Source organism: Bacteroides sp. AF29-11 (assembly GCF_003602895.1).
Lineage (GTDB): Bacteria > Bacteroidota > Bacteroidia > Bacteroidales > Bacteroidaceae > Bacteroides > Bacteroides uniformis.
The window spans coordinates 406,649-428,969 of record NZ_QTLY01000002.1; the positions used below are offsets into that span (position 1 = coordinate 406,649).

Here is a 22,321-nt window from a genome sequence, read left to right on the forward strand (position 1 = left end):
GCTTTACATTACTTGTAACAAAAGCGACAATTATGGAAAAGATAACCGTACTTCTGGTTGAGGACGAACAGACCCTCGCCATGATTATCAAGGACACATTGGAAGGGCAGAACTTCATCATCCACACCGCAGCAGACGGTGAAGAGGGATTGCGCAAGTTCTTCGACCTCCGTCCCGACGTGCTGGTGGCAGACGTGATGATGCCCCGCATGGACGGCTTTGAAATGGTGCGCCGCATCCGGCAGACCGACAAACAGACCCCGGTACTGTTCCTTACCGCCCGCTCCACCATCAACGATGTGGTGGAAGGGTTTGAGCTGGGTGCCAACGACTACCTGAAAAAGCCTTTCGGAATGCAGGAACTCATTATCCGCATAAAGGCCCTGGTAGGCAAAGCTTTCTCCTTTACAGAAGAAAATCCCAAGGAAACTACCGTTTTTGAAATCGGTGACTACCGTTTCAATTCCGTCACTCAACGACTTGCTTTTGCAGGCAGCACCCCGACTTCACCTGACGCGGATACGGAAGTGGAACTCTCCCACCGCGAGTCCGAAATACTGAAACGCCTTTGCGAGAACCGCAACCAGGTGGTCAACACCCAGAACGTATTGCTCGACCTCTGGGGAGACGACAGCTTCTTCAACTCCCGCAGCCTGCATGTGTTCATCACCAAACTGCGGCATAAACTGGCCAAAGACGAGCGCATCCGTATCGTCAATGTGCGGGGAATAGGATATAAACTAATAGTGAACTAAACTAAAACTAAACTACTATTTATGAGAAAGTTATTATTCATTACTTTTATCTGTTCCTCACTCTGCGCCTATGCACAGAGCGAGATTCCGGAAGACACAATAAAGAACCGGCCTCCCGTAAAGAAAGAGCAGATTCCCTTTTCTCCAAAAGAGAACAAGCGTACGGGCCTTGATGAAAGCCAGCCCCAACAAAGCCTGCAGGGCGAACAGCAGGAAGAGATAAATCTCCATCTCCCTCCCTCCGACTATGTGGAGCCCCTGCCCTGGACGGACATGAAAAAGATACACTTTCAGAAAAACATCTTTGAATGGGACTTCCAGCGCTTCGCCGATTTCCTGCTCTCGCCGGAAGTCGTACTGACGATGTACGGCAGCCATAACACCTATCCTGCAATGGGCTCCATCATGCAGGCTGGCGCAGGAGTCACTTATTACAGTCCCGACGGACATTGGGAATTGAGCGGAGGGGTATATGCCGCCCATTATTCCATCTCCCAACCTTCATCCATTACAGGTGCCCAGTATGCCAAAAGGGATGCCCCCCGAGGTACTCAATGGGACATAGGCTACAATGCCTCCGTATCCTACCGCATCAATCCCTACATGCGCCTGCATGCCTTCGGCCAGTATTCGGGCTACGGGAGAAGCAACTCCTTTCATGGATATATGAACCCGATGTATCCGCAAAGCGGTTATGGCATGGTACTGGAACTGAAAGTGACGGACTGGCTCGACCTCAACGGAGGGATGGAACGAAGATACGACCCCACCAAAATGAAATGGGTGACTTCGCCCGTCTTCGCCCCTACCATTCGTATAAAGAAATAGAAATAATACAAAGATATTTCCGGAAATAGAGGGAAACGAGTATCTTTGTTCAGTCCGCCCCTATGCGGCAGACAGCAACTGAAATTGTGAACAAAGAACTATGAAACGAATCTTCTTCTGCATCATCATTTTACTTGCAGGCATGTCATCCGTCAGCGCACAGAGCGAGATGCCTGCCGATACGGTACGTACTGCAGTACGTGGCGAAGCGTCTCCCGAAAGCATGTCTCCGTCTGAAAAGGAGCTTCTGCCGGACGTGAAGAATTACGACGGCTTCCTGCTGGATATGGGGCTGATGAATCTGTCCGCCCCCACTCTTCCCAAATTCACTTTGGAGATACCGGATGCCAGCAAAGACTATAGCCGCATCTTCCGGTTGAACCCGAACGTGACTTATTCACAAGGTCTTTCGAACATATTCTCACTCAGCAACTCCCGGTATTTCAGTTCGAATCCCTTCGGACTGACGGGCTTCTGGGGCTCTACTGACAACCTGCAAATGGGAAGTTTCACTTTGAAGAACGGCATGCGCATCCATACGTACGGCGAATATGACAAGGACGGCTGGAAAGTGCCCAACCCTTCCGCACTGCCTTGGGAAAAGAACAATTTCAAAGGGGCGTTCGAGCTGAAATCAGCCAACGGAGCCTTTGGCATACGCATCGAGGTACAGCAGGGCAGACACGTGCCCTATTGATGCCCATCACTTAACAACAGAATCAATGACAAGAAAGAAAATACTGGTGATAGGCGCCAACGGTTTTACCGGCAGACGCATCCTGGATGATTTGTCCCGCAACTTGTCTTACCAGACAACGGGCTGTTCCCTGCACGACGACATCTGTCCTCATTCGGGCGACTATCGCTTTATCCGTACGGATATATGCAACTGCCAGGCGGTGGAAAAGCTTTTCCAGGAAGTACAGCCGGATGTTGTAATCAATACCTCCGCCCTCTCCGTCCCCGATTATTGCGAAACGCACCATGCAGAAGCGGATGCCGTCAACATTACTGCCGTGGAGCATCTGGCAGAATGCTGTGAGGCAAGAGGCAGCCGTTTTATCCATCTTTCCACCGACTTCGTTTTCGGTGGTGTTACGGACCGGCCCTATACGGAGGAGGATATTCCCGCTCCCGTTAATTATTACGGCTACACCAAACTGGAAGGTGAGAAACGTATCGCTGCCGTTTGCAGGGATTATGCCATCGTGCGTGTAGTGGTAGTGTACGGTGCCGCCCTGCCCGGACAGCATGGCAATGTGCTCCAACTGGTGGCAAACAGATTAAGGAACAATGAGGAAGTGTTCGTCGTATCCGACCAATGGCGTACGCCCACCTTCGTGGGAGACGTGTCGCAAGGAGTGGAGAAGCTGATAAGTCATCCGCAAAACGGTATCTATCATCTCTGTGGCAGCGAGTGCCTGACCATTGCAGACATCGCTTATCGGGTAGCGGACGTATTGGGGCTGAATCGCTCGCTCATCCGTCCCGTCACTACGAAGGAGATGAATGAAAAGACGCCACGTCCCCGTTTCAGCGGGCTGAGTATAGAAAAGGCAAGCCGGGAACTGGGGTATCAGCCGCGCACGCTGGAAGAAGGAATAAAGCAGATGTTCGGATGGTAAATAATGCAGGTGCGGATGGCAGCAGATTCGACTACAGCAACTCCGGCTCTGCCAGTCCTTTCTCTTTGCGATACACACGTACCATCTCCAGAATCACATCTCCATATTTCTCCACCCCTTTTTTCCGAAATACGGAATGCGTACAAGCATGGCCTTATCCGAAGGAAGCAGATTGCTGATACCTAGAATTGCCTTCTGCTGAATGACGGTGTATACGGGTAGCCCTAATGCGGAAGCTTCTGCATTGCGCCATGCTACCAAGCGGTTGTAAAGTTCCGGATGCAGCACATCCGTGGGTACTTCAACAGCCGCAGCATCGCGTTTCCGCTCACGCGGACGTTTCTCTTTATCAGCCTGCTTACTGCTTCCCTGCCCTTCTTTGGCAGAAGCACTTCTCCCTTTGCCTTTACCCTTCTGCGAAGCCGAATCATCAATGGAAAGCAGTGCTTTCTGCTTCAAGTATCCTGCCATATGGAAACCATTCTCCAGCACATAATCCAGCAAATCAGTCTTCATGTCAAACACTTCCTCCAGTTCCTCCATGGCATCCCGGAGCTTCTTCTTCAACTCTTTATTATCAGAAGTTACCGTACTCGCCATCACCGCATCCAGCGGTTGCAACTGCTCTTGAAAATAAGTGGCGGCAGAGTGTATGCGCCCCTGCAAAGTCGGGTCGGCTGCATAGTCCTGCGCAGTATCAATCAGGCGGGTATACTGGATACTGAACTTCTGGGCTACTTTCGTCACTTTGTCGTGAAAACGTTCCATTTCCTCCTTACAGGCTGCGAGTTGCTTGGGAAAGAGCTTGTACAAGTGTTCGTCTATCAGCCGCACATACCGCCGCAAAGCCTGCTCCATGGGCTGGAAATCGAACAGGCCCGACAGCAGTTCCAGGAAATAGGTCTGCTGCAAGGAACGGAAGCGTTTCTCGTCCGGCTCGTTTCTCCGTGCCTCCATCGTGAAGGTTTCCACCGCATTGTCATTGATTATGGCTCTTGCAGAAAGCGGAGCACTGAGCACCACTCCCTCCAGCGTCTTGCAGCGGCTCAGGGCCACATACGTCTGCCCATGCGCAAAGGAGGCGCTGGCATCAATCACGGCACGTTCAAACGTCAGTCCCTGGCTTTTGTGGATGGTAATCGCCCAAGCCAGTTTCAACGGATACTGCCGGAATGTTCCTTCAATATCTTCTGTAATCTCCTTGGTTTCCTCATCAAGCACATACTTGGCATTCGTCCACTCTTCCTCCTGAAGTAAGAAGGTAGCGTCACTTCCCTTACTGCGCACTTCAATTCCATCTGCCGACACGGCTGTCACCTCTCCAATCATGCCATTGTAGTAACGGTGTTCGCCGGAGGTGTCGTTCTTCACGAACATTACCTGGGCACCGCGTTTCAGTTCCAGCACCTCATCCGTGGGATAGGAATATTCGGGAAACTTTCCGTCAATCTTGGCACGAAAGGCATACGAGCGTCCCGGAAGTTGTTCCAGCTCATGGTCATTAATCCGTTGGGCCTGATAGTTGTGGGTCACCAGGCGGATGTATCCTTCTTCTTTATCTGGTACGAAATTGGGAATATACCGGCGGTTCAAGGCTTCCAGCACTTGCCCGTCACAACGGTTTTCGCGAATGCGGTTCAGTAATTCAAGAAAAGTCCCGTCGTTCTGCCGATAGACTTTCTTTAGCTCTATGGTGCAATATTCCGTCTGCTTCAAGGCCTGGCTGGAGAAGAAATAAGGCGTGTCATAGTATTTGCGCAGCATCTGCCACTCATCGTCTTTCACTACGGGAGACAGCTGCTGTAAGTCGCCAATCATCAGCAGTTGCACGCCGCCAAAGGGTTTGTTCCGGTCGCGGAACCGCCTCAAGACGGCATCCACCGAATCGAGCAAGTCGGCACGGACCATACTGATTTCATCGATGACCAATAAATCTATGCTGCGTATAATGTTGATTTTCTCTTTCCCGTAACGAAAACGGTAGGTTGCCTTGCCATCTGCGCTGAATGAGCTTTCGGGCACATAAGGAGCGAAAGGTACTTGGAAAAAAGAGTGGATGGTGACACCGCCTGCATTGATAGCGGCAATTCCCGTCGGTGCAAGTACAATCATCCGTTTCGGACTCTCTGCCCTCAGTTTTCGCAGGAAAGTTGTCTTACCGGTACCTGCCTTGCCGGTCAAAAAAAGATGAGTGCCTGTGTTTTCAATGAATTGCCATGCAAGCGCTATTTCGGGATTATTCTCCATTGATATGTTTATTATTCAACCAATCCGCTCTCTCTCAGAATGATACGGATTTCATCAGTAGCCATATATGATAATAGGACAAAGATAGCGGTTATTTCGTTATCCTTGTCCTATTATTCCATTTATTTGTACCCATCCTGAGAAAGCCCTTTACGGGGCAATCCGGACTATTTCAAGCTACCGCCGATAATATCGAGCAGCTCATTCGTAATGGCCTGCTGACGGCTCTTGTTATACTGTTTCGTCAAATCTTGAATCAACTCGTTGGCATTATCTGTCGCCGTCTGCATGGCTAGCATACGGGCAGCATGTTCCGAAGTATTGGAATCGAGAAGCACGGTAAATATCTTCTGACTCAACACTTTTGGCAGAAGTTCCGCTATCAGTTCGCCGACGGAAGGTTCCACAATGTAATCATTATTAAAACTGCGGGCATCCTCCGGTACATCTTCTGCCGCCTCCTGCGCTACTTGCGTCAGGTCAATGGGCAGATAATTCTCGCGGAGCAGCACCTGCGAACCCATCGATTTGAAGTGATGGTAAATCAGCTCCACATGGTCAATCTGCTTTTCCACAAACTCATGCATCAACTTCTCTGCCAGCTCATACGCTTCAACGTACGAAGGCTTGTCTGCCATCACCTGGTAGCTGCCTTGCGGCACATATCCCATTTTCTTGACGGCTTCCTCCACCTTTCTCCCAACGGGATATATCAGAATATTCTCCTTGCCCAGCGACTGGTAATCTTCCAAAGTCCGTTCCAGCATCTTCGCCACATTCGAGTTGAATGCACCGCACAAGGAACTATTGGACGAAAACGCCACAACCGCTACTCTCGTCACGGGTCTTTTCTCGGTATAGGGCGACTCGAAGGAAGCATCCGTACGCAGAAAGTTCGTCAGAATCTCATTCAGCTTCCGTTGATAAGGCAGCATATTCTCAATCCGCCCCTGCGCCTTATGCAGTTTGGCAGATGCCACCATCTTCATAGCCGATGTTATCTGGCGTGTACTCTTGACGGAGCTTATTCTATTTTTTACCTCTTTCAGTGAAGACATATATCTATTTACGATTTAATTATTTACGATTTACGATTGAAGTTACTTTTGCTTGCAGCCGATTTACCACTTACCATATAGAGTAGCCCCAATCGTAAATCGTAAATCGTCCAATCGTAAATTACATGAATTGCCTTGCAACCGCCTCTGCCGTCTCCTCAATCTTCTTGCAGACATCGTCATTGATGGCACCCGTCTTTAAAACGTCGAGTACCTCCATGCGATAGTTCATCTCAAGAGACTCAAGGAAGTTGCGTTCAAACTCGCTGACCTTGTCCAAAGGAACATTCCTCAACAAGCCGTGCGTGCCGCAATAAAGAATGGCAATCTGCTTTTCTACCGGCATCGGGCTGTATTGGGGCTGTACCAGCAGGCGTGTATTCTTCTGTCCCTTGTCGATGGTCAATGCCGTCACGGGGTCCATATCGCCACTGAACTTGGTAAACGCTTCCAGCTCCCGGTACTGTGCCTGGTCAATCTTTAATGTACCTGCCACCTTCTTCATAGCCTTGACTTGGGCATTACCACCCACACGGCTCACAGAGATACCCACGTCAATGGCCGGACGGTTACCCTGGTTGAAGAGGTTCGTATCAAGGAATATCTGCCCGTCAGTGATTGAAATCACATTCGTTGGGATATAGGCAGACACGTCTCCTGCCTGAGTTTCGATAATGGGCAATGCAGTCAGCGAACCGCCACCTTTCACCTTGCCTTTCAGACTGTCCGGCAGGTCGTTCATCTCGCGTGCCACTTCCTCCTGGCTGATAATCTTCGCCGCACGTTCCAACAAACGGGAGTGCAGATAGAAGATATCACCCGGATAGGCCTCACGTCCTGATGGACGGCGCAGAATCAGAGACACTTCACGATAGGCCACCGCCTGCTTGGACAAGTCGTCATAGACCACCAGCGCATGACGGCCGGTATCACGGAAATACTCTCCGATGGCAGCCCCTGCAAAGGGAGCGTAATACTGCAATGCAGCCGGGTCGCCCGCCGTAGCAGCCACCACAATGGTATAGTCCATCGCACCGTACTGGTGCAGGGTATTCACGATAGAGGCAACGGTAGAACCTTTCTGACCAATGGCTACATAAATACAATACACCGGATCACCAGCTTCAAAATTGGCACGCTGGTTGATGATGGTATCGATGGCAATGGCCGTCTTACCGGTCTGGCGGTCACCGATAATCAGTTCACGCTGTCCGCGGCCGATAGGTATCATGGCATCCACAGCCTTCAGACCGGTCTGTAGCGGCTGATTCACCGGCTGACGGAAGATAACTCCCGGCGCCTTGCGTTCCAGCGGCATTTCATAAAGTTCTCCGCCTATCAGTCCTTTGCCATCGAGCGGCGCACCCAGAGGGTCTATTACACGGCCCAGCATACCCTCTCCCACCATGATGGAAGCAATACGCTTGGTACGCTTTACAATGAAGCCTTCCTTGATTTTATCCGTAGGGCCAAGCAACACAGCACCCACATTATCCTCTTCGAGGTTCATCACAATGGCCTTGATGCCGTTGTCGAACTCCAACAACTCGTTGGCTTCGGCATTGCGCAACCCATAGATACGGGCTACACCGTCACTGACTTGCAGTACCGTGCCAATCTCGTCCAACTGTACGCGGGTGTCAATCCCTTCCAGTTGCTTGCGGAGAATATCGGAGACTTCGCTTACTTTTATATTTTCAGACAACATCTTAGTATTTACTATTTTACAATTTACTATTTACTATTTGAAAGAACCCGAATCATATACTGTTTGACCTCTACAACTTACGCATCACAAGACTATTAAATAAGTAAATTGTAAATTGTCAAATCGTAAATCACACGATTCTTCTATTCTTATCAATGAACTGCTGTTTCACTTTCTTAAGCTGCGTAGCAATACTGGCATCCAGACGGAAGTCGTTGATGTCGAAGATAAAACCACCTTCAATGGAGGGATCCACTTCAGTCTGCAGCTCCATGCTGGCATGCAGCAGGGAGGAAGCACTGTCATGGATGCGCTCCCGCACTTCCTGGCTGACGGGAACGGCTGTTATCAGCTTTCCTACACCGATATGCTTGTCTTTCCGGTACAAATCCAGAAAACTCAGGCAGATGTACTGGAGAAAGTTTTCCCGCCGGTTCTTCAACACCAGGGTCATGAAACGCGCAAACTCACGGCCCGCAGGAGCATCCCCCACAGCAGCGGTACAGATAAGTGTTAACTTCTCACGTATCGTCAGGATGGGGTTTTCCAATGCCATGCGCAAATCCGGATGTTTCCTGAAGCTACGGTCGAGCATACAAAACTCCTTGTACAGAGTATCTTCTGCCCCCATGCTCTTGGCATATTCCATCAATGCTTTCGCATAACGCATCGAAACGATTCCTATATCCATTTCTTTGAGAATTAATTGTTTTTACTTGCGGCCAGCACTTCATCCAGCATCCGGTCTATCATCTCCATCTGCTCATGTTTCTCGTCCAGATTCTTGCGGATAATTTTCTCGGCTATATCTACGGACAAGACTGCCACCTGGCGGCGAATATCGCGGATGGCCTCTTCCTTCTCTTGCTGTATCTGCTTTTTAACTTCGTCCAGCTCCTTCTGCGCGGCGGCTTCCGCCTGCTTGCGTGCTTCGACGATAATCTTGTCACGCTCATGCATCGCCTCCCGCAGAATACGTCCTTGTTCTTTGTTGGCAGCAGCAATCAACGCTTCACTCTCCTCTTTCAGTTTGGAGAGCTGGGCATTTGCTTCGCGTGCCACTTCCAAAGACTGGTCGATGTAGGTCTTGCGACCTTCCACCATCTTGGTGATAACGGGAAAACCGTACTTGGCAAGCACCACAAACACCACACCGAATGAAAGGAGCATCCAGAACAGCAGACCACTATCGGGTAATAACAATGACATAATTTTATTTACTATTTGACAATTTACGATTTACAATTTGGCTGCGCGGTGATGCTGCACGGACAAATTGTAAATGGTAAATGGTAGATTGTACATTATAAAAAGAATACCAATAAACACACAACTACTGCCAACAAAGCAACACCTTCAATCAAGGCAGCGGCAATAATCATGTTCATACGGATATCTCCGGATGCTTCCGGCTGGCGGGCAATGGCCTCCATAGCAGAACCGCCGATTTTACCAATACCTACACCAGCACCAATAACAGCCAAACCAGCACCAATGGCTGCACCCAGTTTACTAACTCCCACACCTGCCGCAGCAGCTTGCAATAATACAGATAGTAACATAACTTTTAGTTTTTAAATGGTTATTTTTATTAATATTTATATTCCCAATAATCGTATCACTTCACCGCCTTCTCCTTATGCTCTTCCTGCGCCAGACCGATGAACACGGCTGACAGCATGGTGAACACATATGCCTGGATAAAGGCAACCAACAACTCAAGTGCATTCATAAAGATATTGAACAACACCGATGCCACGGTCAGCGTTCCATTCAAAGCAGGTCCCATACTGGCCGAGATGAATATTAGGCAGGTAAGCACCAGCATTGCCATGTGCCCTGCCAGCATATTGGCAAAAAGACGTATCATCAAAGCAAACGGTTTGGTGAAAATACCGAAGAACTCGATAAACGGCATCATGGGGACCGGTACCTTCAGCCACCAGGGCACATCCGGCCAAAAGATATCTTTCCAATAAGTCTTGGTTCCAAAGATATTCACGGCCAAGAAAGTACAGATGGCCAATACCATCGTAATGGCTATATTTCCCGTCACGTTGGCCCCTCCGGGAAAGAAAGGAATCAGCCCCATAATGTTGTTGATGAAAATAAAGAAGAAGGCCGTCAGCAAGTAAGGTGCGAATTTACGGTACTTCGGACCGACACAGCTCTTTATAATATCATCGTTCACCATCATGATAAACATCTCCATAAACCCGATGAAACCACCGGGAGCGGCACTTCCCTGCGGGTGCTTGCGATACCAGTGCGCCACACTCAAAATGATGAGAAGCAGCAATGCGCTGTTGATGAGCAAAGCCAGTGTCACCTTCGTGATGGAGATGTCCAACGGGCGTATTTCGTTTCCGGTGGCATCATACTCCACCAGCTTGCCTTCGTACTTGCTTCCTGCGGGAGCGATGGAAAAGCCTTCATAACTTCCACCGTTCTCCTCCAGACGTGAGGATAGAAAGGCATGCCATCCGGTGGTAGAGCTATGCACTATTACCGGCAAAGGAATCGTAACGTGAGTTTCGCCCCACGTCGTGATGTGCCATTCGTAAGAATCGCCGATATGCCCGAAGACAATCTCCTTCACGTCCACCGTATTCTCGGCCCGCACCGTGGCGGGTAGCAACATGCCCAGTGCCAGCAGAATTACAGTCAGTATGTTACGCAATCTTTTCATTGTTACTTTTCTTTTTCAGTTTCCGATTCGCCTCAAAAGTGAAGAAGAACCAGGAATCATAAATCAAATATATCAGATAGTTGGCTATAAACGTCAACAAAAACGCCCTGGCTTCCTCACGTACTGCAACGCAATAAAACAGCATCACAATCATGGAGACCAGCATTCTCATCACACGCATCAGCAGATAAATCTGCAACATTCGTCCTGGCATCCGGTGACGGCAGCTTTCGGTCATATTAATCATGAATACTCCGAAAACAAAGAAGAAAAGCGGAATCAGCGGATAACCGCCGAAATAGTGATGCGGATTTATCGAAAAATACGCCCAACCGCCTACAATTCCTATCAATACCGTCAAGAGCGCTGTATGCAATAAGTAGTTTCTCTTAGTAATAGTCACGCCAACAACCTCTATTTTTTAATTTTTAATTTTTTAATAGCCTATTGCTGTTCTATACAGACGGCAACCCTTCCGTTACTCATCTCCACGAATCCGCTTTGAATATCCAACTCATGTTCCTCACCGTCCGTTGCGTAAATCAATTTCCCCGTTCCCAACGATGATACAATCGGTGCATGCTGCGGCAGGATAGAAAAAGAGCCCATAGTGCCCGGCAATGTAACACTTTCCACTTCCCCGTTGAAGAGTTCCTTCTCCGGTGAAACAATATTCAAATGCAACTTTTTCATCATCAAAGCTCCCAGACTTTTAATTTTTAATCGTTTTTCCCCCTGCCTGCTCCAGTAGTTTCTTACCCTTCTCAATGGCTTCTTCAATGGTTCCCACATTCAAGAAAGCAGGTTCGGGCAGGTAGTCCACCTCTCCGTCAAGAATCATCTTGAAGCCTTTGATAGTGTCCTCAATGGAAACCATTGTACCTGGGACACCCGTAAACTGCTCGGCAACGGCAAACGGCTGTGAAAGGAAACGCTGCACACGACGTGCACGGTTCACCAACGTACGGTCGGCATCAGAGAGTTCCTCCATACCAAGGATGGAGATAATGTCTTGCAATTCCTTGTTGCGCTGCAATATTTGTTTTACACGTTGTGCCACTTCGTAGTGTTCTACCCCCACGATGTGTGGGTCGAGAATGCGTGAAGTAGATTCCAACGGGTCCACAGCAGGATAAATACCAAGTTCAGTAATCTTACGACTCAACACCGTGGTGGCATCGAGGTGGGTAAACGTTGTGGCAGGTGCCGGGTCCGTCAAGTCATCGGCAGGCACATATACAGCCTGCACGGAAGTGATGGAGCCGTTTCTTGTAGAGGTAATACGCTCCTGCATGGCACCCATTTCCGTTGCCAGTGTCGGCTGATAGCCTACGGCAGAAGGCATACGGCCCAGCAAGGCCGAAACCTCGGAACCGGCTTGGGTGAAACGGAAGATATTATCAATGAAGAACAGAATGTCACGCGGACCGTCCGTCTCCGCTCCCATGTCACGGAAGGACTCGGCCACCGTCAACCCAGACAATGCCACGGACTGACGCGCACCGGGAGGTTCGTTCATCTGACCGAATATCAAAGACACTTGTGATTTGGCCACTTCGTCATAATCTACTTTGGACAAATCCCAATGGCCTTCCTCCATACCTTTCTTGAATTCTTCTCCGTAACGGATAACGCCGGATTCAATCATTTCTCTCAGCAGGTCGTTGCCTTCACGTGTACGTTCTCCTACACCGGCAAACACAGAGAAGCCGTGCTGCTTCTTCGCAATATTGTTAATGAGCTCTTGGATAAGCACCGTCTTGCCTACACCGGCGCCACCAAACAGACCGATTTTACCGCCCTTGCTATATGGTTCCAGCAAGTCGATAACCTTGATGCCTGTATAAAGCACCTCTTGTACGGTAGTCAAATCTTCAAACTTAGGGGGGTCGCGATGGATGGGATAAGCACCTGTACGGTCCAACTCCTTCATGCCGTCGATAGAGTCGCCCACTACGTTCATCAGGCGGCCTTTGATTTGTGTACCTATCGGCATGGTGATGGGGCCTCCCAGCGGATGCACTGTCATTCCTCTCTGCAGGCCGTCCGTACTGTCCATAGCAACAGTACGCACCGTGTTTTCACCAATGTGCTGCTGTACCTCTACAATCAGTCTTTTGCCGTTCGACCTTTTTATTTCCAGTGCGTCGTGAATACTCGGCAACATCATTTCTGCCTCCGTTCCTTCGAAATAGACGTCTACTACAGGCCCGATTACCTGTGAGATATGTCCGACAATCTGTGACATAAGCAATCTTTTTATTCTATATTTCCTTAATTATTTTTCCCAATACTAAGTTGTAAGTCGCGTGTATCCTCATTAACAAGTCAGCCAAGTCGCGTCTTTCATCAGCTATGTACTCGTACCTATTAACGTTTGTCAGCTATGGTTTGTTCATCCCAATAGTTACATAAACAACAACGCAAATGTATAAACAATTTGCATGTAGTTGTTACCGTGTATAGCATTTTTTGAACAAAAAAGACTATTTTGAACGATTAATACTACAATTGGAACAAATTGTTACAGACATGATAACGTCAGTTAACAATTAGCAAGAAAAAGGAATTGCCCACCCATCTTATGAAAAAACACTGAATTGACAACAGAGGTTCTGTATATAATATACAAAAAATAAGCCTTGTCTCTCGACAAGGCTTATTCACAACACAAACACAAAATAAAACACGACAAAACTACTATGCAATCTTACCTGTCTATGCCGGGGAGGCATACGTACTAGTTACGGATATTCACATATACATAAACAGCTTCAGGCTGATTTGCACATTATAAACAAATGCGGGGAGGCATTTGTTTATTGCCTATTTGTTAAAAAACACAAATTCAAAGTTTGTCATTGAATACCTCTTTCACGAAGCTTCAACTGCCATTTCCATGCAGAAAGTAAAGTATCTTCAATACTTGTTTCTGCCTTCCAACCCAGTTCATTGTTTGCCAATTCCGGGTTTGCCCATACCTTCTCAATATCACCGGCACGCCGCCCTACTATCTGATAGTTCAGTTTTACACCGGTAGCCTTTTCGAAAGCATTAATCAGTTCCAATACGGAAAGTCCACGACCTGTACCGATATTGAATACTTCCACTTTTTCCTTCTGCTTGTTCTCCAAGATACGGCGGATAGCCACTACGTGTGCTTTGGCCAAATCGACTACATTGATGAAGTCGCGGATACAAGAACCGTCGGGAGTATCATAATCGTCACCAAACACGCTCAGTTTCTCACGGATGCCGATAGCGGTCTGGGTAAGATAAGGAATCAAGTTCTGCGGTACACCGTTAGGCAACTCTCCCAGCAATGCTGTGGGGTGTGCACCTATCGGGTTGAAGTAACGCAACAAGATGGCGTTTATCGGAGCACCGGAAGCAACCGTATCACGTACAATCTCTTCATTGATTTGCTTCGTGTTTCCATACGGAGACTCAGCTTTCTTAATAGGTGCCTTTTCCGTTACCGGAAGTTCGTCCGGCTGGCCGTAAACTGTGCAGGAAGAAGAGAATACGATACCTTCCACTCCATGCTTCGGCATCAATTCCAGCAGGTTTATCAGTGAAACCAGGTTATTACGATAGTAAAGCAATGGTTTCTGGACAGATTCACCCACAGCCTTGCTGGCCGCAAAGTGAATGATGGCTTTAATGCCTTTATATTTGGTAAACACAGCGTCAAGACCGGCATAATCCAAGCAATCCAATTCCTCGAATGCAGGGCGGATGCCCGATACCTTCTCTATGTTATCTACAACATCTGCGCTGGAGTTTGACAAATTATCAATAATAACAACTTCATAACCTGCGTTTTGAAGTTCCACCACCGTGTGAGAACCAATATAACCGGTTCCACCCGTAACTAAGATTTTCCCTTTCATATTAAATATAGATAATTTAGCTTTTAGGTTATCAATACGCCACAAATGTAAGGAAATAAATTAATAAAAACAGAAAAAGGGGGATAAATTTTAGTTTATCCCCCTTCCACTTTATTTCCGTTTTTTCTTCTTTAAATCTTCACAACCCCCGAAAAGCCCATGAATGCCATTGCCAGCAGTCCGGCAGTAATCAAAGCTATCGGAGTACCCTGCATACCTTTCGGTACACTAACCAGGCTCATTTGCTCGCGCAGGCCTGCAAACAGTGTCAGTGCCAAGCCAAAACCAAGTGCCGTAGAGAATGCATAAACCACTCCCGTCAGCAAATCATAATCTTTTTGGATAACAAGGATAGCCACACCGAGAATACAGCAGTTGGTAGTAATCAACGGCAGGAACACGCCCAAGGCCTGATACAGAGAAGGAGAAACTTTCTTCAGGATAATCTCTACCATCTGCACCAATGCGGCAATCACCAGGATAAAGGTAATAGTCTGCAAATAGCCCAAATCAAAAGCGTCGAGCACATACTTCTGAATAAGGAATGTCACGATAGTGGCGATGGTGAGCACGAATGCCACCGCTGCCGACATGCCCAATGCAGTCTCCACTTTCTTGGAAACTCCCAAGAACGGGCAAATTCCCAAGAATTGCGACAATACGATGTTGTTTACAAAGATTGCCGAGATAAATATCAATATATATTCCATAATCATTAAATTAAGAATTAAAAACTAAAAATTAAAAGCCCGGCAGTCTACCGCCGATACGTTCTCAATTTTTTCATTTTTAATTTTTCATTATTAATTCTTCTTCATACTGTTGATTAAAGCAATGAGATAGCCCAATGCGATGAATGCACCCGGAGCAAGGACAAATACCAACATGCCGTATTCTTCGGGAAGGATACTTAGGTTGAATATCTTGCCGGTTCCCAGGAACTCACGCACGGCACCCAGTAATGTCAGTGCAATGGTAAAGCCCAAGCCCATGCCCAGACCGTCGAACAAGGAAGCCACCGGATTGTTTTTGGCAGCAAATGCCTCGGCACGTCCCAATACGATACAGTTTACAACAATCAGTGGAATGAACAGGCCCAGTGTGGCGTACAATGCAGGAACGTAAGCTTGCATTATCATCTGCAACAGTGTCACAAATGATGCTATGACCACAATGAATGAAGGGATACGCACCATATCGGGAATCAGATTCTTGATGGCAGAAATCACCACATTGGAACATATCAGCACGAACATTGTAGCCAGTCCCATACCCATACCGTTAATGGCAGAGGAAGTGGTACCCAGTGTAGGACACATACCCAGCAGGAGTACAAACGTAGGATTCTCTTTGATAATCCCGTTCATCATAACTTTAAAATTATTCATATCTTCTACTCCTTTCTCATTTAGCGCTGAGTGTATCCACAGCTTCGGGAGCTGCGGAATCAGCAGGTTGTTCAACATTCTTTTGAGTAGCGCCGGTAGTGCCGTCGGCAGTTTCCTGACCGGCATAGGCAGCATAAGCCGCATTCACTGCATTCAAAAAAGCACGTGAGGTGATGGTAGACGCTGTAATGGCATCTACTTTACCACCGTCCTTGCTCACTGTCAACGCCGCTTCACCCGGATTCATGCCGGTGATGTCACCTTTATTGCCTTTCTTGAACCAGTCGGCAGCTTTGGAGCCCAACCCCGGAGTTTCCACATGCGACAACAAGGAGTAGTCGATGATTTTGCCTTCAGCATCGAAACCGACCAACACTTTCAGCTCACCGCCAAAACCCATGGCAACAGCTTCCACAGCAGCTCCGATATATTCTCCGCCTTTGGTGGCAGGATATACAGAATACTGTACTCCGTTTACTTCCTGCATCTTCTTCTCGGCGATGGGGTCATTGTCGAAGCCCGGAACCACCGCACTTACGGCATCGCTCAAGGTCTTTGCATTGGCCTGCGCAATGGGCTCCTTCGTCAATTCGTTTACATAAGCCAGCAGCGCTACGGAGATTGCGGTAACGCCCGTAAGTACCAGCAACATATTCTTCAAGGATGATTCTAACTTTTTCATTTCTTCTTCGCTACCTCCCCAAAGCGTTTAGGTTTAACATAGGTGTTGATGAGCGGAGTGAACGCATTCATAATCAGAATGGCAAACGACATGCCCTCCGGATATGCACCGAACAGACGGATGATGACAGTCAGCAGGCCGATGCAAACACCATAAATCAGCATACCTTTGTGGCTCATCGGAGAAGTCACGTAGTCCGTAGCCATAAAGACAGCACCCAGCATCAGACCACCGGACAACAACTGTACGACCGGGGATACATAAAGTTCCGGATTGACCAGATACATGATACCGGAGAACACGAATACCGTCACCAGAATAGATACCGGAATGTGCCAGGTGATGATTTTCTTCCACAACATGTAGAACAAACCAAGCAGCAGCGCCAAGGCACTCACCTCACCGAAACATCCTCCATTATTACCTATCAGAAGGTCGAAAGCTCCCGGAAGGTCGCTCAGGGACATGCCCGGAGCACCATTGATGACACCTTTCATAATAGCCAGCGGCGTAGCAGCCGTCGTGGCATCCGTATAGGCTGTCAACTGGCCTACAGCCGGCCATGTCGTCATCTGCACGGGGAATGAAAGCAGCAGGAACACACGTCCTGCCAGTGCAGGGTTAAAGGGATTGCAGCCCAAACCTCCGAAAGACATCTTGCCTACTCCGATGGCAAACAAGGCGCCGAGGATGATTATCCAAACGGGCAGGTTGGAAGGCAGGTTAAAGGCCAGCAACACACCGGTAATGATGGCAGAGCCGTCGGTGATGGTTGTGGTCTCTTTTTTCATGAGGAATTTGCCGATGGCCCATTCAAAGAACAAGCAGGCTGCTACGGAAGTGGCCGTAACAATCAGCGCACCCAGTCCGAAAAAGTAAAGCGAAACAAGGAATGCCGGAATCAATGCGATAAGCACACCGTACATATTCTTCTTCACGCTGTCACCGCCGTGAACGTGGGGCGAAAGGGATACGATTAATTTATTCATACTTCGTTATTTTTTAGCTTGACGTGCACGGATCATCGCTCCTACCTTACCCTTACCCAAGCGGATATAATCCAGCATCGGACGGTTGGAAGGACAAGTGAACTGGCATGAACCGCATTCTATACACGACATAATGTCTTCTTTCTCTACTCTTTCAAAATCTCCGTGGGCCGAAACGGTAGCCAGCAGATACGGCTCCAACCCCATCGGGCAGGCTCCCACGCACTTGGCACAACGGATACAAGGCTGTACCTCGCCGCGCTTGGCTTCCTTCTCGTTCATAATCAGAATACCGGAGCTGCCTTTAGCAGTCGGTACATCCGTATTCACCAGAGCTTTACCCATCATCGGGCCACCGCCGATAATCTTGCCCGTATCTTCGGGCAGGCCGCCGCAAGCTTCAATCAGCTGCTTCATCGGCGTACCGATACGTGCCAGGAAATTGGACGGCTTTGCCAGCGACTTACCAGTCACGGTAATGACACGCTCAAACAGAGGTTTGTTCTTCTGTACGGCCTGGTAAACGGCAAATGCGGTACCCACATTCTGCACCACAGCTCCCGTGGAGATAGGCAGCGCACCGGCTGCAACCTGGCGACTGATGACAGCATCAATCAACTGCTTTTCACCACCCTGCGGATATTGTACCTTCAAGGGTACCACCTCGATACCTGCATAGCTGGAAGCAACCTTCGTCATCAGCTGGATGGCATCGGGCTTGTTGTTCTCAATGCCAATGAATGCCTTGTTCACCTTTACCGCTTTCATCAGAATGGATACACCTACCATAATTTCTTCCGCATGTTCCAGCATCAGCTGATGGTCGGCAGTCAGATACGGTTCGCACTCTACGGCGTTGATGATGACACACTCTGCCTTGAATGCAGGAGGAGGACACAACTTGACCTGCGTAGGGAAGCATGCACCGCCCAGACCTACGATACCGGCATCAGCGATTTTCTTCACGATTTCCTCGGAGGTCAGACTGCATTCCTTCACCAACGTTTCGGAACGGTCAATGGATTCTTCCCACTCATCCCCTTCTACGTCAATGAATATAGCAGGCTTGGCGTAACCGCTGGCGTCGACAATCGTGTCAATCTTAGCGACCTTTCCGCTGACAGACGAATGGATGGCTGCTGATACAAAACCGCCGGGCTCGGCAATCTTCGTACCCACTTTCACAACATCACCTTTGGCAACGATAGGCTTGGCAGGAGCACCGATGTGCTGTCCCAGCAAGATAGCGGCCTTGGCCGGAATCTCTGCCTTGATGATAGGCTGATGTGCTGAAAGTTTATTTTCGTGTGGATGGACTCCACCAATTGAAAATGTCTTCAACATACAATTCTGTATTTTTAGTCGTTTATTTACTTTATTAATTCATACCTCAACTTGGGAAGTCTAAACCTCTGCTTTGGGAGTCTCAACCTCAGCTTTAGGAGCTGCAACCTTTACTTGGGGAGCTGCATCGTCAGCCTTCGGTTTGCGCGGCGGGAAGTTGAGGGCAATGATTGTGTTTTGCGGACAAGCTTCCTCGCACTTGCGACAGGATTTGCACTTATTGGGGTCAATGTAAGCCAGATTGTTTTCCAGCGTGATAGCCTCGAACGGACAAACCTTCACACACTTGCCGCAACCGATACATGCCACGGTACAAGCCTTGCGTGCTACGGCCCCCTTGTCCTTGTTTACACACTGTACGTAAATACGACGTGATTTCTTGCCTTGAGGACGGATTTCAATAATAGATTTCGGACAAGCCTTGGCACAAGCTCCACAAGCCGTACACTTTTCCTCATCCACTTCGGGAAGTCCGGTCTCCGGATTCATGTGGATAGCATCGAACTGGCAGGCAGCCACACAGTCGCCGCATCCCAGACAGCCATAACTACAACCCGTTTCACCACCATAGAGAGAAGCCGCAATGGCACAACTCTTGGCGCCATCGTATTGGTTCACACGAGGACGGTTGGCACAAGTTCCATTACATCTCACCACCGCAACCATAGGTTCGGCAGCAGCGGCATCCAAGCCCAGAATCTCGGCAATCTTTGTCATGACGGGCTGTCCACCCACCGGACAAAGTTTACCATCCAGCGAACCTGCCTTTACGCAAGCATCTGCAAATCCGCTACAACCGGGGTAACCACATCCACCGCAATTTGCCTGGGGAAGCACCTCTGCTACCTGGGCAATCCGCGGATCTTCATACACGGCGAATTTCTTGGAAGCCACGTAAAGAATAGCGGCTGATACCAGCGCTATAACTCCCAATGAAATCACTGCAATCAGAATTACATTCATAAATTAGTTGTTTATTAATTATTTGTTTTATTATTAGTTAGTTCATCGGTCGTACGGAGAATGAGAACTTCTTACCCATCCGCGACTTGTTCAGCCACAATATATAATAATAAGGTATAAGGAGTGCCAGCGAGCAAAGCGCGGAACGCAGCTCGTCATTCCAGATGGCCATAAAGACAAACAGTGAGATTATCAGAATAAGGAAAGGAAATATAAAGGCAAACAGAACTGCCATCACTCCCATTGAAAGTTCGCCCGTCACCCATACACGGTCGCCGGGCTGGTAGGATGCGGCATCGGCATCGGCCACATCGACAAGTTTCTCTTTCGTATCCGCAGAGGTACAATGTCCCTTGACACTACACGAAGCGCACGCTGAAGTCTGGATGATTCTCACTTGGAGATGAGAACCGTTTATGTTTTCCACAATACCTTGATGTTTTATAGTATTCGCCATTTTGCAAAGTGTGCATTACAAATCGCGGCAAATTTACGCATTATTTGTGAACTGCAAACCTTTCCTATGCATTTTCTGTGTTCGTAAACGTGCTTTTTCTATGTTTTTATGTTTTTTCACCTGCCACAGACTACAAAAAGACAAAAAACAGACGGTCTGTCAAGGAAAAACAGACCGTCTGACTAACCAAAACAGATAATCTGTTCACTCCGAACAGACCATTTGTTTATTTACCATTTATAATTGATACCGAAACTGAGCAATTCTTTTACCTGAAAATAGCTGTCCCCTTCCGTCGGCTTGGCACTGTCGTCATAGCGGGCGTGCACATAGAGCTTGGTGGAAAGATAGCGGTTCAGCACAAAGTTCACCGTGTTTTCCCATTCAATACGTGTCCACTCATAACTGGTCTGGAAGTCCAAGCGGGAATCCAGCGTAATGGAAGGAATGATGGTCCACGAAAGTGTAGGCTGTATCTGCGAACCGAAGTTATGCTTCACGCACTTGCCCTCCTCAAGACCGAAACTCACTTCATTCACCCCCTTATTTCCTACATAGCGCAGCATGTACGTCAGCGGAGCCATGAAAACGGACAAGCTGAATTTCTGCTTCTTCAACTTGTAGTCCATACCGATACTGCTCGACCAGTCTGCCGGAGCAAAGAAAGCCGAAACCAGCTCTTCACTGTTGGCCTTGTAGCCATTGCAGAACTGGGTCTTAAACTCAGTCGTGATGGTATAATACCACTTGGACGCAGCCTGAATACCCAGTTTACTGTACAGCCGGAGTTGGTCGGTACTTACCAGATAGTTATGAAACTCGTCGGAAGGTGCGGAGCTGAAGCCCAGCTTGGCATCGAGCAGATTTTCCCACTGCACCTTTTCACGGTCATTATAGTTGGCAAACAATTGCAGGTTGGCAAGCACGGCGTTAGTGCTCTCACCTCCCTTGTACCAGTTGTCGGAGATATAGTTCTGGGTAATCTGCAATGAACCGTTTCCACCCGTCACCCACCAGTTGGGCTTGTGGATAATCACGTCGGCTTCCTCCTTCACTCCCACCATATTCTCTTGTGCAAACAGTTTCACGACGGACGGCTTGGAAGAAACCTCCTTCTCTATATTATCCTTGAATATCTTCCCTTTCATCACCTCCTTCTCGGTCATTACAACCAGATTGGGACAATCTACATACGTGTTCAGCAGCGTACGGTCCACCAGTTTGTTGGCTCGGTCCTTTGAGGTGAAACTCAGTGTGTCGAACGGCAACATCTCGCGCGTCAGGGCAGGCACCGTATCAGGCACCTGGAAATGCCAGTCCACCTTGGAAAGGCGTCTCATGGGGGCATAATAATAGGTAAGGGGAAGGAACAACCTATAGTAGTTCGGATTGGAAGGTATATAACGCTCCGGAGTCGTGGGGTCATTCAAATAATCCAGCACTCCGATATACCTTTCATATAATATGGAAACAGTATCCAGCCTGTACCCCATACCTTCCGGTTTCAATTTCAGAATCATGTATTCTTTCATTATATCCGGCAAGGTGTCGGCTTTGGCAGTTGTTTCCTGTCCACTGTTCTTCGAGGCGGTATCCAGCGTATTCTGTGCCATCACCGACGAAGAAATCATCGTAGCAATTAACCAAAATGCAATGTGTCTATTCTTCATAATGCCCTAAAGTCTATGTTTCGAG

22 protein-coding genes and 1 pseudogene are annotated in these 22,321 nt (G+C 48.3%); 4 read left to right on the forward strand and 19 right to left on the reverse strand.

What is annotated here, in order from left to right; translation table 11 throughout:
* Positions 1 to 32 precede the first annotated feature (32 nt).
* The 4 genes from DWZ03_RS04400 to DWZ03_RS04415 all read left to right on the forward strand — a co-directional run bounded on the left by DWZ03_RS04400 (position 33) and on the right by DWZ03_RS04415 (position 3,208).
* Complete coding sequence (locus tag DWZ03_RS04400; protein ID WP_120128971.1) at positions 33 to 755, forward strand: response regulator transcription factor; 723 nt, start codon at positions 33 to 35, stop codon at positions 753 to 755.
* A 21-nt stretch (positions 756 to 776) separates the two neighbouring features.
* Positions 777 to 1,583, forward strand: coding sequence for a hypothetical protein (locus tag DWZ03_RS04405; protein WP_120128973.1), 807 nt, complete (start codon positions 777 to 779; stop codon positions 1,581 to 1,583).
* A gap of 100 nt (positions 1,584 to 1,683) precedes the next feature.
* Positions 1,684 to 2,280: an occludin gene (locus tag DWZ03_RS04410; protein ID WP_120128975.1), complete on the forward strand. Its 597-nt coding sequence runs from the start codon at positions 1,684 to 1,686 to the stop codon at positions 2,278 to 2,280.
* A gap of 25 nt (positions 2,281 to 2,305) precedes the next feature.
* A complete protein-coding gene (locus DWZ03_RS04415; RefSeq protein ID WP_120128977.1) occupies positions 2,306 to 3,208 on the forward strand; it encodes an SDR family oxidoreductase in 903 nt (300 codons plus the stop codon).
* A gap of 31 nt (positions 3,209 to 3,239) precedes the next feature.
* Here the strand turns inward: DWZ03_RS04415 and DWZ03_RS04420 are convergent.
* From DWZ03_RS04420 to DWZ03_RS04510, 19 genes and pseudogenes are all read right to left on the reverse strand, one after another.
* A pseudogene (locus DWZ03_RS04420) lies at positions 3,240 to 5,455 on the reverse strand (AAA family ATPase).
* A gap of 167 nt (positions 5,456 to 5,622) precedes the next feature.
* Entirely contained in the window at positions 5,623 to 6,513 is an 891-nt protein-coding gene (locus tag DWZ03_RS04425; RefSeq protein ID WP_008663556.1) for a F0F1 ATP synthase subunit gamma, read from the reverse strand.
* Between the two features lie 121 nt (positions 6,514 to 6,634).
* Positions 6,635 to 8,218: a F0F1 ATP synthase subunit alpha gene (gene atpA / locus DWZ03_RS04430; protein ID WP_087332616.1), complete on the reverse strand. Its 1,584-nt coding sequence runs from the start codon at positions 8,216 to 8,218 to the stop codon at positions 6,635 to 6,637.
* A gap of 133 nt (positions 8,219 to 8,351) precedes the next feature.
* Positions 8,352 to 8,912 carry a F0F1 ATP synthase subunit delta gene (locus DWZ03_RS04435; protein ID WP_005829118.1) on the reverse strand — a complete coding sequence of 187 codons (561 nt, stop codon included), beginning with the start codon at positions 8,910 to 8,912 and terminating at the stop codon, positions 8,352 to 8,354.
* Positions 8,913 to 8,923: 11 nt separating this feature from the next.
* On the reverse strand, positions 8,924 to 9,430 hold the full coding sequence (gene atpF, locus DWZ03_RS04440; protein WP_005836994.1) for a F0F1 ATP synthase subunit B: 507 nt from the start codon (positions 9,428 to 9,430) through the stop codon (positions 8,924 to 8,926).
* Positions 9,431 to 9,525: 95 nt separating this feature from the next.
* Entirely contained in the window at positions 9,526 to 9,783 is a 258-nt protein-coding gene (gene atpE / locus DWZ03_RS04445; RefSeq protein ID WP_005829122.1) for an ATP synthase F0 subunit C, read from the reverse strand.
* Positions 9,784 to 9,839: 56 nt separating this feature from the next.
* The gene (atpB, locus tag DWZ03_RS04450) at positions 9,840 to 10,910 is read right to left on the reverse strand and encodes a F0F1 ATP synthase subunit A (protein WP_009038492.1); all 1,071 of its coding nucleotides are present in this window, start codon (positions 10,908 to 10,910) and stop codon (positions 9,840 to 9,842) included.
* On the reverse strand, positions 10,894 to 11,313 hold the full coding sequence (locus DWZ03_RS04455; RefSeq protein WP_057098112.1) for a hypothetical protein: 420 nt from the start codon (positions 11,311 to 11,313) through the stop codon (positions 10,894 to 10,896). Before DWZ03_RS04455 ends, atpB begins: the two co-directional genes overlap by 17 nt.
* A gap of 41 nt (positions 11,314 to 11,354) precedes the next feature.
* Complete coding sequence (gene atpC / locus DWZ03_RS04460) at positions 11,355 to 11,603, reverse strand: ATP synthase F1 subunit epsilon (protein WP_034523421.1); 249 nt, start codon at positions 11,601 to 11,603, stop codon at positions 11,355 to 11,357.
* A gap of 19 nt (positions 11,604 to 11,622) precedes the next feature.
* Positions 11,623 to 13,158 (reverse strand): F0F1 ATP synthase subunit beta, encoded by a 1,536-nt coding sequence (gene atpD, locus DWZ03_RS04465; protein WP_005829130.1) that lies wholly within the window; start codon positions 13,156 to 13,158, stop codon positions 11,623 to 11,625.
* A 610-nt stretch (positions 13,159 to 13,768) separates the two neighbouring features.
* Positions 13,769 to 14,803 carry a UDP-glucose 4-epimerase GalE gene (gene galE, locus DWZ03_RS04470; protein WP_005836990.1) on the reverse strand — a complete coding sequence of 345 codons (1,035 nt, stop codon included), beginning with the start codon at positions 14,801 to 14,803 and terminating at the stop codon, positions 13,769 to 13,771.
* A gap of 131 nt (positions 14,804 to 14,934) precedes the next feature.
* Complete coding sequence (gene rsxA / locus DWZ03_RS04475; protein WP_008663551.1) at positions 14,935 to 15,513, reverse strand: electron transport complex subunit RsxA; 579 nt, start codon at positions 15,511 to 15,513, stop codon at positions 14,935 to 14,937.
* Positions 15,514 to 15,606: 93 nt separating this feature from the next.
* Entirely contained in the window at positions 15,607 to 16,191 is a 585-nt protein-coding gene (rsxE, locus tag DWZ03_RS04480; protein ID WP_005829138.1) for an electron transport complex subunit RsxE, read from the reverse strand.
* Positions 16,192 to 16,207: 16 nt separating this feature from the next.
* Positions 16,208 to 16,873, reverse strand: a complete 666-nt coding sequence (locus DWZ03_RS04485; protein WP_005829140.1) for an RnfABCDGE type electron transport complex subunit G — start codon at positions 16,871 to 16,873, stop codon at positions 16,208 to 16,210.
* Positions 16,870 to 17,862, reverse strand: coding sequence for an RnfABCDGE type electron transport complex subunit D (locus tag DWZ03_RS04490; protein ID WP_120128981.1), 993 nt, complete (start codon positions 17,860 to 17,862; stop codon positions 16,870 to 16,872). The genes DWZ03_RS04485 and DWZ03_RS04490 overlap by 4 nt, the downstream gene beginning before the upstream one ends.
* Positions 17,863 to 17,868: 6 nt before the next feature.
* Positions 17,869 to 19,206: an electron transport complex subunit RsxC gene (rsxC, locus tag DWZ03_RS04495; RefSeq protein WP_005829145.1), complete on the reverse strand. Its 1,338-nt coding sequence runs from the start codon at positions 19,204 to 19,206 to the stop codon at positions 17,869 to 17,871.
* Positions 19,207 to 19,266: 60 nt separating this feature from the next.
* A complete protein-coding gene (locus DWZ03_RS04500) occupies positions 19,267 to 20,169 on the reverse strand; it encodes a Fe-S cluster domain-containing protein (RefSeq protein WP_005829147.1) in 903 nt (300 codons plus the stop codon).
* 37 nt (positions 20,170 to 20,206) lie between these two features.
* Positions 20,207 to 20,626 carry a SoxR reducing system RseC family protein gene (locus tag DWZ03_RS04505; protein WP_057252427.1) on the reverse strand — a complete coding sequence of 140 codons (420 nt, stop codon included), beginning with the start codon at positions 20,624 to 20,626 and terminating at the stop codon, positions 20,207 to 20,209.
* 230 nt (positions 20,627 to 20,856) lie between these two features.
* Positions 20,857 to 22,296 (reverse strand): DUF3078 domain-containing protein, encoded by a 1,440-nt coding sequence (locus DWZ03_RS04510; protein WP_120128983.1) that lies wholly within the window; start codon positions 22,294 to 22,296, stop codon positions 20,857 to 20,859.
* Positions 22,297 to 22,321: the final 25 nt, after the last annotated feature.